The 12,624-nt window shown below is 63.5% G+C and carries 13 protein-coding genes; all 13 read left to right on the top strand.

What is annotated here, in order from left to right; genetic code table 11:
• Window position 1 precedes the first annotated feature (1 nt).
• Entirely contained in the window at window positions 2-157 is a 156-nt protein-coding gene (locus tag ACFVWR_RS01600) for a hypothetical protein (RefSeq protein ID WP_387207310.1), read from the top strand.
• Complete coding sequence (locus tag ACFVWR_RS01595) at window positions 154-477, top strand: hypothetical protein (RefSeq protein WP_387207309.1); 324 nt, start codon at window positions 154-156, stop codon at window positions 475-477. Before ACFVWR_RS01600 ends, ACFVWR_RS01595 begins: the two co-directional genes overlap by 4 nt.
• Window positions 474-1,526 (top strand): hypothetical protein, encoded by a 1,053-nt coding sequence (locus ACFVWR_RS01590; protein WP_387207308.1) that lies wholly within the window; start codon window positions 474-476, stop codon window positions 1,524-1,526. Before ACFVWR_RS01595 ends, ACFVWR_RS01590 begins: the two co-directional genes overlap by 4 nt.
• 3 nt (window positions 1,527-1,529) lie before the next feature.
• Window positions 1,530-3,062 (top strand): SCO6880 family protein, encoded by a 1,533-nt coding sequence (locus ACFVWR_RS01585; protein ID WP_387207307.1) that lies wholly within the window; start codon window positions 1,530-1,532, stop codon window positions 3,060-3,062.
• Window position 3,063: 1 nt separating this feature from the next.
• Window positions 3,064-4,512 (top strand): ATP-binding protein, encoded by a 1,449-nt coding sequence (locus tag ACFVWR_RS01580; RefSeq protein ID WP_387207306.1) that lies wholly within the window; start codon window positions 3,064-3,066, stop codon window positions 4,510-4,512.
• A complete protein-coding gene (locus ACFVWR_RS01575) occupies window positions 4,509-6,314 on the top strand; it encodes a type IV secretory system conjugative DNA transfer family protein (protein WP_387207305.1) in 1,806 nt (601 codons plus the stop codon). Before ACFVWR_RS01580 ends, ACFVWR_RS01575 begins: the two co-directional genes overlap by 4 nt.
• The gene (locus ACFVWR_RS01570) at window positions 6,314-6,718 is read left to right on the top strand and encodes a hypothetical protein (protein WP_387207304.1); all 405 of its coding nucleotides are present in this window, start codon (window positions 6,314-6,316) and stop codon (window positions 6,716-6,718) included. Before ACFVWR_RS01575 ends, ACFVWR_RS01570 begins: the two co-directional genes overlap by 1 nt.
• A complete protein-coding gene (locus ACFVWR_RS01565) occupies window positions 6,715-7,185 on the top strand; it encodes a hypothetical protein (protein ID WP_387207303.1) in 471 nt (156 codons plus the stop codon). The genes ACFVWR_RS01570 and ACFVWR_RS01565 overlap by 4 nt, the downstream gene beginning before the upstream one ends.
• A gap of 110 nt (window positions 7,186-7,295) precedes the next feature.
• Complete coding sequence (locus ACFVWR_RS01560) at window positions 7,296-7,736, top strand: single-stranded DNA-binding protein (RefSeq protein ID WP_387207302.1); 441 nt, start codon at window positions 7,296-7,298, stop codon at window positions 7,734-7,736.
• A 145-nt stretch (window positions 7,737-7,881) separates the two neighbouring features.
• Window positions 7,882-9,096 carry a dsDNA nuclease domain-containing protein gene (locus tag ACFVWR_RS01555; RefSeq protein WP_387207301.1) on the top strand — a complete coding sequence of 405 codons (1,215 nt, stop codon included), beginning with the start codon at window positions 7,882-7,884 and terminating at the stop codon, window positions 9,094-9,096.
• On the top strand, window positions 9,093-9,662 hold the full coding sequence (locus tag ACFVWR_RS01550) for a hypothetical protein (protein ID WP_387207300.1): 570 nt from the start codon (window positions 9,093-9,095) through the stop codon (window positions 9,660-9,662). The genes ACFVWR_RS01555 and ACFVWR_RS01550 overlap by 4 nt, the downstream gene beginning before the upstream one ends.
• A 461-nt stretch (window positions 9,663-10,123) precedes the next feature.
• Window positions 10,124-11,611, top strand: coding sequence for a hypothetical protein (locus ACFVWR_RS01545; RefSeq protein ID WP_387207299.1), 1,488 nt, complete (start codon window positions 10,124-10,126; stop codon window positions 11,609-11,611).
• A gap of 605 nt (window positions 11,612-12,216) precedes the next feature.
• Window positions 12,217-12,618: a hypothetical protein gene (locus ACFVWR_RS01540; protein ID WP_387207298.1), complete on the top strand. Its 402-nt coding sequence runs from the start codon at window positions 12,217-12,219 to the stop codon at window positions 12,616-12,618.
• The last annotated feature ends 6 nt before the right edge of the window (window positions 12,619-12,624 follow it).

Genomic DNA, 12,624 nt, shown 5'->3' with positions numbered 1-12,624 from the left:
CATGGAACTCCTGCAGAACGTGCTCGGCCTCCTGCTCATCGTCGGCATCACCCTGCTCGGAATCGTCGGTTCCGGGCTGCTAGCAGCGAATCGGATGACCGAGACCCGAGACCCCGAGCCGAGAACCAATCACACCGAAAGGAAGACCCACTCATGAACGCACTCAACGAAGCCCTTGTCACCGTTCACGTTCGCGCGATCAACGTGTCGACGGTGAACAACCCGTCACCCGACTTCTCGGGCCCCGGCGTCGGCGCTCTCCAGTCGATCGCGAACGTTGTGTTCGCGATCGTGCTCTCGCTCGGCGTGATCGGGGGCCTGATCGCGGCCGGGTTCATCGTCGTCGGCCACGTCTCTAGCAACGGACGAGTCCAGAAGATGGGAATCGTCGGCGTCATGAGTTGCGTCGCCGGGGTCGCCGTCGCCGCCGGAATCGCTGGACTCATCAACTGGGGTCAGTCGCTGAAGGTGGCATGATCCCGATGCTCATCTCAGCCGCTGCTGCTCCGCCGGACCCGTTCTCGCCGAACTACGGCTGCTTCATGGCCGACTTTGGCTGCCAAGCCTCACAGACGGTTGCCCAATTCATGGGCTCCACGATCCGGAACTTGGGCGACTTCATCGCCACCATGATCGCCGGCTCGTTCAACACCAACATCGATCAGGGCAGCTGGCAGATCGCCCACTCGCAGTTCTTGTTCTGGATCGCCGTCACCGCCCCGGTCATTCTGATCGTGGCCCTGGTGCAGATCGGGATAGCGATGATCCTGCAGGACTGGTCCCGGATCGGCCGCACCGCGGCTGGCGCCGCCCTAGCCATCCCGTTCTCGGCGATATGCGTGTGGGGGATGCAGAAGGCGTCTGGAGTAACCGATGCCGTGACCGCCAGCCTCACCTCGACCGTCCAAGGCGGCGACCTGAGCAAGGGACTCCTGCGGGTAGTCGGGATCCTCGACGTCACCAAGCAAGCGCCCAACGCGGTCATGCACAACGCCCAATTCACCCAAGGTGGCGTCATCTTCACTATCGTCACCCAAGGTGCGCAAGGTCCGGGCTCGGTCGGCGAGTACGTGATGGCGTTGCTCGTGGTCGGACTGATGATGATCGCCTCGCTCTTCCTCTTCATCGCCATGTCCATTCGCGAGTTTGGGCTCCTCGCCCTCGCGGCGATGGCCCCGGTGGGGCTAATGATGATCGGCCAGCCCAAGCTCACCGCCTGGGCACAAAGATGGATGAACCTGACCATCGGCCTGCTGATCGCCAAACCTCTCGCCGCCGGTGTCGTGCTCCTCGCCGTGGAACTGACAAAGGCGAGCCTCAGCATCGGGGTCATCCTCGTCGCTGCGGGGGCGGTGATTGCCGCATCGTTCTCCCCGTTGTGGGCAACGAAGCTCGTGTCCTTCGCCGGTGCCGAGGTAGGCACCGCCCTTCACCACCGGTTCTCGGTGCGCGACCAATTCTCGCGGGTAAACACCGCCGCCGCTCCGGTCCGCTCGGCCGCCCGGGTCATCAAGGTTGGGAGATAACTCATGACCACCTTCATCGCCGACCAGATCCTCACCGACGAAGGCGCACCCCGGGTCCGCTTCGCCGCCCGGGAGCGACGAGGCATTTTCCTCGGCCTCACCTTCCTGCAGCTCGTCGTCATCGGCGCCGCCATCGCCATGCTGCTGGCAACGCTGTTCATCAACCTCAACGCGTTCTGGGTGATGCTCCCGCTCATCGCGCTGGTGGTGTTCTTCGCGCTCGCTACCTACCGACGTGAGCCCGTGCTCGTCATCGCAGCACAAGCCGCCCGCTACGTCTACCGCAGCCTCACCGGCCAAACCGCCTTCCGCCGCGATGTCTGGCTCCGGGTGACCATGGCATCCCTGAGCGTCGGCCAAGCCCAGGTGGCCGCAGTCGCACCCGTTGTCACCTCAAAGTTCCTCCTTCCCGGCGCCCTGGGCGACGTTCAACTGGTCCAGATCCCCGGCGCAGGAGCGTTTGTCTACAACGCCCGCGGACGGCTGGCAGCGGTCACCGTCAAAGTCGGTTCTCGCGCATGGGCCCTCCGCGACAAAGGCACCCAGGAGGCCGCCTACGACGGGTTCGTCGAATGGCTCAGCTCCCTGGAAAACCTCCCAGGGGTGCGGGAGACCACGATCCGGATCCGGGTTGACCGAGCCTCCTCGAACGAGCTTCGCGACTACCTGGTGGTTCGGCAGAATGAGCACGACCCGCAGGTCACCGCTGAGCTACGCGAGCAGTACTGGGCACTCACGCAGGCGGCGTCAAAGCGGTCGATGGGGTTCACGAACTACATCACGCTCACCTTCGACACCACCGCCCTCAACAGCGCCATCCGCGACGCGGGCAAGGGCCTCGCCGGCCTCGCCGCTGTGCTCAGGGAGCGGGTCGCCGGCATCGAGACCTCAATGGAGCACGCTCGGCTCACTCCGGCCGGCTGGCTCACGTCCGACGAGCTGGACGAGCTTAATGCGCTGTCCGCCGACCCGGTCGCGGCCGCGAGCCGGAGGGAACAGGACTCGAGCGTTGTATCCGCGCCGTCGCCGGTGATGGGGATCGACGAGGGCTGGGATGCGCTGCGCGTGGATGAGTCCTGGCATCAGACGTTCTGGGTCGCTGAATGGCCGCGCACTGACGTCCGCACCGGCTTCCTCGAACCGCTCCTGTACGCCGGGGACGCTACCCGCGTGATCACTCTGCAGGTACGTCCAGTGGCAACGCACAAGGCGCTGGCCCAGCTGAACCGGGCCCAGTCGGACATGGAGACGGCTGCGACGATCCGGATGAAGCTGTCCTCCCGAATCCCGCTCACCCACCTCCGCGAAGAAGAAGATCTGGCGGTGCGGGAGCACGACCTCGTGGACGGGTTCGGCGACGTCCAGTACCGCGGGTTCGTCACCATCTCCGCCGAATCCAAGGACGCCCTTGCTAAGGCGCGGACGGACATCGAGCAGGCCTCGCATCCGGCCCGGCTTGTCCTCGCTTCAATGTCCGGACAGCAGGCCGCGGGGTTCGTTACCGCGGCGCTGCCGGTGCCGGTGGAAGGGGAATGAGATGAGACAGTCAGCCGTCATCGGTCGCATCCCAGCGAACGAGAAGCCCGGCGGCAACGGCCGCCAGCGCCAGTCCACCCTTTCGGACGAGAACTCGGGCTGGAAGGTTCAGTCCGCGGAGCTGCCCGCGTCGAAGATGCCGGCCTGGGGGTGGAGGCAGCCGCACAACCTGCGTGGTCCACTGCGCGCCACCCCACCCGCACATCGGTGCTCCTCCAAAGTTCTCGGTGGGGCGTATCCGTTCCTGGCGGAGACCGGGGACATCCTCACCGGCGCGTATATCGGGGAGAACCTGCTCTCTCGGGCGCCGTTCTGCTTCGACCCCTGGGATGCCTACTCCGCCGAGGCCGTCCGGTCTCACTCGGTCGCGATCCTTGGGGTGAAGGGGACGGGCAAGTCGATGCTGGCCAAGTCCTGGTCGTCGAGGCTCGCTCGGCTGGGTCGGAAGGTCGCCGTTCCTCACGATCCGAACGGGGAGTGGATGCGTGTCGCCACCTACGTCGGCGGCACCTCCATCTCCGTCGGACCTGGCAAGGCCGCCCGAATCAACCTGCTCGACGAAGGCCCGCGGGATGCGTCGTTCTCCGACGAGGACTGGAATCAGAACGTCCTCCAGTACCGGCGCGCGACGGTGAAGACGATCATCCGCCGCCTCCGCGAGGGCGGGAATCTGGAACCGGTCGAGCACACCGCCCTCGACGTCGCCCTCGATTCCCTGCGCGGCCAGTCCACCGTCACCATCACCCACGTCTACGACCGCCTCGTCGACCCCGACCTGGGCCAGCCGCTCGAGGTGGTCGAGGCCGGCCACCGGCTCGCGCACTCTCTGCGTCGGATGGTTTCTGGCGACCTCACCGGGTTCTTCGACGGACCCTCCACTGTCCGTTTCGACGCCGACGCCCCGATGATGGTCGTTGACACCTCCGCCCTGAAAGGCGCATCGCCCGAGGCGCAGGCGCTGGCCCGGCTGGCAACCGCGAACTGGATCCGTCGCTCCTCCCTCGGCGCAAATCGGCAGGCCCGGGTAATCATCCATGAAGAGGCCGCCGTCGAGCTGCTCAACGACGTCTCCGGCGGCGACGGGCTCGCCGACCGAGTCGAGGACGAGAAGATCGCCCGTCACCTCGGCACCTCGAACTGGTACCTGCTGCACCGGGTCGCTGACCTCGATGCGCTTGGCGACCGCAACAGCGCCCTCCACTCACGGGCGCTCGGTCTCCTCGCTGACTGCGAAACGCGGATCTCGTACGCGCAGCACTCGGGGGAGATCGCCAGATCGCGGGAGATCCTGGGCTGGAACGACACCCAAGCCGACCTGGTCCGCAAGCTCCACAAGGGTGAAGGGCTCTGGCAGATCGGGCAGGACCGGGTCGCGAAGGTCCGCAACATCTGCACCGACTACGAACTCGGCATCTTCCGCACCGACGCCATGGGCGGAGAACGAGCATGAGAACGCACAGCTCCTCCTGGACGCACGTCGCCCTCTACAGCCTGTTCGCGATCGTCGTCGCGGGCGCATTAGCTACCGGCGTCGCGAGCGCGACCATCACCACGACTTGTGACGGTGGCGGCCAGCCGGGCAGCGTCTTCGCTGGCCTGCAACTGGCAATGAGCGGCGATCCAAGCGGGTTCGCCCTGGCGTCCGGATGCACGGCTCCCGTGACATTGATCCGCGTCCTGGATCTGCTTACTGTCTTCCTTCTTCTCGGCGCGACTGCAGTCGGGGTGATCTGGTGGCTTCGTTATCGGCAGTCCGACCGGTACTTCATCCACGAGCTCCGGGGGCGTGACGGGCTCGCCAAGCCCGGCGAAGTCCGGAAGCACACGTCCGCCCGCACGGCGCTCCGTCGGGCCAAGACGCTACGCCCGTCGCTGGTCGATCCGTCGCCAGCTGCGGCGGGGTGGAAAGTCGGTAGCGCCCATGGGCAGGACGTCTACGTATCGATCGAGGACTCGATCGTCGTGGAGGGCGCGCCCCGTTCCGGGAAGGGTTACCGATTCATCATCAACGCCATCCTCGACTGGGACGGACCGCTGATCACCACCTCCACCCGCAACGACAACCTCTCCGCCACGATGCGCGAACGCGCCCGCGTCGGCGAGGTCACCGTCTTCGACCCTCAAGAGCTCACCGGCGTTCGCTCCGGGCTGCGAATCTCGCCGGTGGCCGGATGTGAGGATCCGCTGGTCGCGGATCAGCGGGGTCAGGCGATCATCGCCGGCACCGCCCTCGGAACGTCCAAGACCAACCAGGAATGGGCGCAGGTGTCCTCCAACGTGCTGTCCCGGCTGCTGCACGCCGCCGCCGTGTCGGGCCGCGGCACCGACGCGCTGGCGCGGTGGGGATCCAATCCCCGGATCGCGCGAGAAGCCGTCAGTGTGCTCGCCAACCAGGGAACGCCGGGCTGGTCCGAGGACCTGGACGCGATCATCAACGGTGACGAGAAGCTCCTCGCCAACACCTGGTTCGGCGTCTTTGGCGCTCTCCGCCCGCTGTCCATCCCCGCAATCCGAAAGGCGATGACGCCCGGGCAGGGGGAGCAGTTCGACCTCGACGCGTTCCTCGCAGGACCCAACAGCCTGTACCTCGTCGGAACCGGCGCCGGCGCAGGCTCCGTCGGCGGGTTCCTCGGCGCAGTCCTCGACGACATCGTCGAGACCGCGCGCCGCAAAGCGCTCGCCTCACCCGGCTCCCGCCTCGGCTTTCCGCTCGCTGTGATCTTGGACGAGATCGCGAACATGTTCTCCTGGCCGGCGCTGCCGCGGATCATGGCCGACGGCGGCGGAATCGGCATCTCCACCATCGTGGTCCTCCAAGCCCTCTCACAGGCCGAGACCGCGTGGTCCCGGTCGGAGGCCGACACGATCTGGTCCGCAGCCACGGCCAAGCTCCTCCTCGGTGGCGCGTCCGATGTCGACCACCTCCGCGACATCGAATCTCTCCTCGGGACGCGTCGGATGCGGAACACCGGTCACTCGTACAACGACAACGGGACGTCGACGAATGTGCAGAACGAGAAGGTGCCGGTCATGACGCTCGACGAGATCCGGCGCATGCCCGAAAGTGTTGGTCTCCTCGCTTACCGCAACCGGCGCGGGATCCTGCTCGACCTACGCGGTTGGACGGACCGCGACGATGCCCGTCGGGTCAGGGCCGGGAAGAAGCTCACCGAGCTCGACCAGCAGGTCGTGTTCACCGAACAGTATCAAGCCGCGCTCGATCGTCGAGGATCAGCGGGGGAGGGACACTGATGTCCAACCGTCGTCGTCCGGCCCGGGACAACACTTACCGCATCCGCTTCCTGCACTCGTCGGCGTGGTTTGCTCGCCGCGACCGCTGGTTTCTCGACGAAGGACACCGCAACGGCGTCATCCGCTGCGCCCTCTGCCTCGGCGCCGGCAGCGACCGCTCCCTCGAACTGCACCATCTCGACTACCGCGGCGTCACTCAGACCCCGTATGGCTGGACCGCTCACGAGCGGCACGACGACCTGGCGGCGCTGCACCCGCGCTGCCACGAGTACGTGCACCAGCTGATCGAACGCGACCACGCGCTCTCGGGGTTCGTTTCTCGCCGAACCGCCTCCATCCAGGCGATCGCCCGGCTCCAGGCCAAGATCGCCCACTACATCGAAGCGTCTCTGGAACAGCAGTGACCGACGACATCCCCCTGGACGACATCGTCGTCTCAATTGCCGAGGGATGGGAGGACCAGGCGCCCCGGCAGAGTCCGGGGATGCTCGGCATCCGTGTCATCAACTGGCGCACGCTGGAGGACCAGGACGCTTCGCAGGTCTGGACCGACCTACGGAGCTGGGTGGTCTGGTTCATCCACCGCTACAACATCGCTACACGGAAGATCCCACCGTGCTGGTTCAAACACGGCGCGCTCGTCGAAGAACTCTCCGCCTTGCACACCGCGTGGCTGGTGTCGTATGACAGCCTCGACGCCGGCTACGGACCCATCGGCTGGCACGAACGCCTCGCCGTCGCAATCCCGCGACTGGCGACTTGGTACAACGGCGAATGCCACAACGGCCACACCGAACTCCCACAAACCGGCGACGACGCGATCCCGGCGGAATGGGCCAACTGGATATGCCAAGGCCACGCCCATGAGTGAGCGTCGGCGCCGCGATTTGCGCGCCTCCTGCGCGCATTTTCTGCTCTCGAATCGGAAGTTCCAAGTGACAGCGACCCGGCCAGCGGTCGCGAAAGGAAAGGAACAGAAAGATGAGCACACGAGTCCCGATCACCATCGAAGGCAACCTCGTCGCCGACCCCGACTACGGCGAATCCCAGAACGGCACCAAGTTCGCCAAGTTCACCGTCGCCGTCACCGACCGCAAGCTCGAAGACGGCAAGTGGGTCGACGGAGACACCCAGTACCACCGAACCACTGTCTTCGGCCGCACCGCCGAGAACGTCCGCGCCAGCCTCGCCAAGGGCGACACCGTCATCGTCAACGGAAACCTCGAGTTCCGCCACTGGACCGACCAGGCCACCGGCGAACCCCGAGCCGCCACCGAAGTCGTCGCCGACAGCGTCGGCCCCTCGCTCCGCTACACCACCGCCGAGGTCACCCGACGCGCCCCAAAAGCTGACGGCCCAGACGTATCTGCGACCGGGCCTGTCGTTGACAGCACCCCGGACATGAGTCCGGCCATCGCCTAAGCAGCACGATGTTGAAGGGGTCGACCGCTGTGGTCGACCCCTTTAGCGTCGTGTGGTCTCGGATATGAAGCGTGAATTCGCGAGGCTTCCGATGTGGTCACCGATAGTGTTTGACCAACCGCGCGCCAATAGATAAGGGGGAGGCGTGTCTGACGACTTGTTATCGGCGGGCTCGGTGCCAGGCAGCATCGACGATTCGTCGGTTCGAGCTTTCGCCCGAATGGCATCAGATCCAACGGGGACAGTCACATTTGAACGGTTCCTGTGGCAGGCCAAACTCGCGGTTCGAGAAGGACTCGCGACACTGAGTCCGGGGGGCCCGATCGCGGTCGTTTGTGAGCACGTTGAGGATCTAGTCATCGTTCAGACATCGCTCATCCGCTTCGCTCAGCTCAAGACACGGGACAAGGGGTCCTGGACTGCGGCAAGGATCTGTGGCGAGCACCACGCGATCAGCTCACTCGTTAAGGCGTACTTGAGCGCGAGCGAAGCTGAGATTCTGGAGATCTCGCAGTTCGAGGTTTGGCTTGAGGGTCCTCAAGGCGATGAGAAAGAAACGACGACCTTCTTTGACGACCCCACGAAAGCTTCTGACAAGATCAAGGCGAAGATCCGCGCCATGGGTCTGCGTGGCAGGAAGCTGACTGACTTCCTGAGTCGCCTCGTTATTCATTGTCAGCAGCCCTCGCGTGCTTCAATCGACGCGGTTGTTATGAAAGCAATCGGCGCGGTCTGGCCGGGAATGGCCTATTGGGAAGTTGAGGCGCTTTACGAGAAGCTCCTCCAAGCGGCTACATCAGCGCAAGCCGCGTCCGAGCAGCCTCTGACAGTTCGGCGTGCAGTGAGCGCAGCACGGACCGAACCCGAAAATCAAACGCACTGGGATCCCATCCGGAGCCAGTCGCTGACCAGAGATCAGGTTCGTGCGCTGTGCCCGCCGACCAACACTGAATCCAACGAAGAGCTGTTCAAACGTGCAGCCGCCGGCGAGGCTTCTCTGCTGGAACTCAAGCTCGTCCGCGCTGGAGCGCGGACGCCAACACTCAAGTCGGCGCTCGACGTTCGAGCGGATGCCGAGGTCGCCACCGTGAAAGGGCGGGCATCTGGACGGGTCGACGATGACTCGCTGATTCGGTTAGAAAGCCGAGTCTTGAGCATGGCTGACTCACTCCTCGCGCTTCATGCGGCGAACGGCGGAGTCGGTAGCACGGCGGAACATGTGTTTCACACCATGATGACCCACGGACAAGACGTAAACGCGACCGACGTTGATCGCGTCTTTGAAGGGGACTACAGACTGGTGGTGGGACACCTCTGCGGAGTATCCGATCAATGCCGATTTGGCTGGGGCGTGTCGTGAGCGACGAGGATGTCACGACGTCTCGCCCCGCGGACTTTCGCGCCAAGTACAGGTCCAGCCGCGAAGCTGAAGCGCGGGTTCTGCTCCTTATCGACGGTTTCAGTCGTGATTCGAGAGGTCCGCGAAGCCTCGAAGGGCGTGTGAAACTCGCGAAGCTTGATTTCTACCTGCGCTATCCGAAGCATCTCGCTAAGACTCTCGAGGACCGGGGCGTCAGCGAGAAGACGCGCACGTCCCTCCTCCAACAAGACAGTCCGCTCGAATCTAGGATGGTGCGCTATCGATATGGACCTTGGGATCCGAGCCACTTCGCCATACTCGGTTCACTGATTGGTCGCGGGCTGGTTGAGATCGTTCCGTCGGCAGCCACACGTGCGCTTGGGTATCGCACGACTGACCTGGGTGCTGAGTTTGCGAACCGGCTCCGCGAGGACGGAGCATTCGAGGAAGTTACCGATCGGGTTTCGCTTCTTCGAAGGCACCTCGACTTGACGGGCGAGGGATTGAAGAAGATCGTCTACCAGCTTCCAGACGTTTCAGGCGCCGCATGGCACGAGGAGATCTGATGGAGAACTTAGCCGCCAATCTAGGTCGAGGAGAGCGAGACCGTTCTCATCTGTTGCAGGTCGATCGGATCGAGTTGGTGGGTGGTGCGAGATCAGTAACATTCAACCCGGGATTGAACTTTATACGCGGTGACATCACCACCGGAAAGACCACTCTTGTCCGACTTCTCCGTGGACTGGTCGGGAACATACCCACGAGCCTTCCCCCTGAGACCGCGGAAGTGCGCGCGCTTGCTGGCGAAGTCGTCCTGGGATCGAGGACGTGGGAAATCTATCGACCAACGGTCACGACTGCTTCAGCACCCGTTGAGGTCGCCCAAAAGGACGACCCCGAAGGGGTAGCGCTCCGCCTTGCGGCAACCGGCGCCGGTGGTTACGGCGAGTTTGTGTTGCAGGAGCTCGCACTACCAGTGGTTTACGTCCCCCGCGCGAGGCAAGAGCCAACTACAGAACTTTCACCGGTGACTATCAACGACTGGCTCAACTACTGCGTCGTCCCGGGCGACGAGCTGGACGTCCAGGTCTTCGGTCACAGGGAGACGTTTCGCGATCTGAAGAGGAAGTGGGTTTTCGAGATCGCTTACGGGCTTTACGACGAAACCCTCGCTCAGCTAGTCGCCGAGAGTCGTCGCGTTCAGGCGGAGATTCGTGCGACTGAGGCTGAGAGCGAGGTCGTCAAGCAATTTCTCGCTGGCTCCGAATTCGGCAGCAAGCAGGACCTCGAGATCGAACTCCTCGCTCAGGAGCAGCGTCGTGAGGAGCTACGGGCGCAACAGGGCAGCGTTCGCACCATGGTGTTTGACCCAGCGGGGGAGATTGCTGAGCTCCGCGAGAATCTATTGGCCTCTAGAGCAGAGTTAGACGAAATTAACCAGAGGCTTCGCGACGAGCAAGCGCAAATCCGAAACCTGAACGACCTCGACCGTCAACTTGGTGGACAATCCAAGCGGTTGACGCGGGCGATAGTGGCCGATGAGTGGATGGTGGATTTTGACTTTATGGTGTGCCCGCGCTGCGGCCATGACGTTGACCACAATCGCGCGCAAACACCCATCTGCTATCTGTGTGAGCAACCCGAGCCAGACACATTGCCATCGCGAGATTCACTCCTGCGCGAACAGGACCGTGTGGCCTTCCAGATCAGCGAAACGCGACAACTCTTGCAGGACCGTGAGGCCAGCATCAGTGTCCTCCAGGGAATTCGTCACGGGGTTGGTTCTCGACTAGATGAGCTCTCGGTGCAACTTGACGCTGCGACGGCCGATTTTGTATCAACCCAGGCTTCCACGCTCAGATCTGTGGCTGCCAAGTCAGCCGAAATCGACGCCAACGTTCGATGGATCCAGAGAGCGCTTACCCTGTTCGAGCATGAAGCGACGCGCGAGATACGGCTTGCCGAGCTGCGCGCCCAACTCGACAAGCTAGAGGTCGAGATTGCTGAGCATCGAACGAGCATCGCGGTGGCTGAGGAGAATATCGTCGCGCTAGAACGACGGATGGTGAATTACCTTGAGCGGCTTCACGTGCCAACCATCGGCGAGTTGTTGACCGTACGGATCAATCGGACAACCTACCTTCCGGAGGTCAGCACTCGCACCTTTGATGAATTGTCGAGCCAAGGACTCAAGACTCTCGTAAATGTCGCGCACGCACTCGCACATCACACCGTTGCCATCGATCGTCAGCTCGACATGCCCGGGCTCTTGATCCTTGACGGTGTTTCGGCGAACTCGGGCAGAGAGGGTCTCGATGGGAACCGAATCCTTGACATGTACCGGCTATTCGCAGAGGTCTCAGAAGAGTACGGAAGCGAACTGCAGCTGATCGTCGTCGACAATGAGATGCCATCCGAGATTGTGCGTGAGCATGCAGACCGCATCGCCCTCACCCTGTCACAGTCGGATCGGCTCATCGGCCAAGTTGCTCCAACCGAGACCTCGCCAAATTGACCGACCCATTCGCATTGCCGGCGTTCGTTTTATCGATCGTTGGTCTGGTGGTCGCAGTCATAGGCGCCTTGACTGGAATTGTTTCCTTGGTGTGGCAAATCCTCACCCGCACGCGCGGCGCGCACCGGGTCGTCGTTAGCGCTCGTTCTGACCTCTACCTGACGGCAGCGGACGGATCGGACGCTGCCGACATCGGCATTGATCCCGGGCCATACTTAGCGATCGAGGTGTCGAATCGCGGTGCTGCGGCGGTTCAGATCAGGCAATGGATGGTGATGCTCCCAGATGGGAATGGTCTCATGATCGCCAATCCGTTGGCGTATCCTCCCTCTGCGCCCCTGCCATATCTGCTTGAAGCTGGAACAAATGCGACGTTCTACTCCCTCCTTAGCGCGCTAGTCGAAGCCGCTGGAGACAGGGACCTCCGCAACGCGCGAATAGAAGTTCAGTTAGCCACTGGGCAACGGGTCAGAGGGAAGGCTGGGGAAATCCGTCCAAGAGCCGGCGAAAGATCGGAAGCCGCTCAGAAGCAGAAAAGGCCGCCCGTCGACTGACGCGACCACACGGCATCGACGCTGCCGGTCGTTGTTGAGACAATAGATGTCGTGGATGCGTATGAGAGCGCGCGTAGGCGTTGGGGTGCCACTGGCGCCGCCGCGGTAGAGCTCTGCCATCAGTGGATGCTCCGCCTGGGCGCCACAGACACCGTCATCTCCCGCGGCGAGGAGGCCGAGGTCTGTGACCTGTACAGCGCGCGCTATTTAGCCTGGGTGGAGAGTCGCCGTGGCAACCTCGATCCAGAAGTTGTCGAGCGCGCAGCTTCCGTCAGCTCTTCCGACGGCCGCGCCGCCTTGGTATTCATCGCCGGAGGGGTTTTCCCATCAGTGCAAGACCGCGCCGACGCTCTCGCAATTGGACTGCTGCGTTTCGACGCGCGCGCGGGCGATCTGGACGGAGCGAACGCTGTCGGCCGTCGCGTGCTCGCGAGTGGACTTGTAGTGGCGTAGCTGTCC

Source organism: Leifsonia sp. NPDC058292 (assembly GCF_042880955.1).
GTDB lineage: Bacteria > Actinomycetota > Actinomycetes > Actinomycetales > Microbacteriaceae > Leifsonia.
The sequence above is the reverse complement of the archived record's forward strand: the minus strand, read 5'-3'. Positions and strand labels throughout refer to the sequence as shown.

Bases quoted from the DNA above. Each gene is read 5' to 3' on its own strand.
- ACFVWR_RS01600 (WP_387207310.1), top strand. From the start codon at position 2: ATGGAACTCCTGCAGAACGTGCTCGGCCTCCTGCTCATCGTCGGCATC.
- ACFVWR_RS01595 (WP_387207309.1), top strand. From the start codon at position 154: ATGAACGCACTCAACGAAGCCCTTGTCACCGTTCACGTTCGCGCGATC.
- ACFVWR_RS01590 (WP_387207308.1), top strand. From the start codon at position 474: ATGATCCCGATGCTCATCTCAGCCGCTGCTGCTCCGCCGGACCCGTTC.
- ACFVWR_RS01585 (WP_387207307.1), top strand. From the start codon at position 1,530: ATGACCACCTTCATCGCCGACCAGATCCTCACCGACGAAGGCGCACCC.
- ACFVWR_RS01580 (WP_387207306.1), top strand. From the start codon at position 3,064: ATGAGACAGTCAGCCGTCATCGGTCGCATCCCAGCGAACGAGAAGCCC.
- ACFVWR_RS01575 (WP_387207305.1), top strand. From the start codon at position 4,509: ATGAGAACGCACAGCTCCTCCTGGACGCACGTCGCCCTCTACAGCCTG.
- ACFVWR_RS01570 (WP_387207304.1), top strand. From the start codon at position 6,314: ATGTCCAACCGTCGTCGTCCGGCCCGGGACAACACTTACCGCATCCGC.
- ACFVWR_RS01560 (WP_387207302.1), top strand. From the start codon at position 7,296: ATGAGCACACGAGTCCCGATCACCATCGAAGGCAACCTCGTCGCCGAC.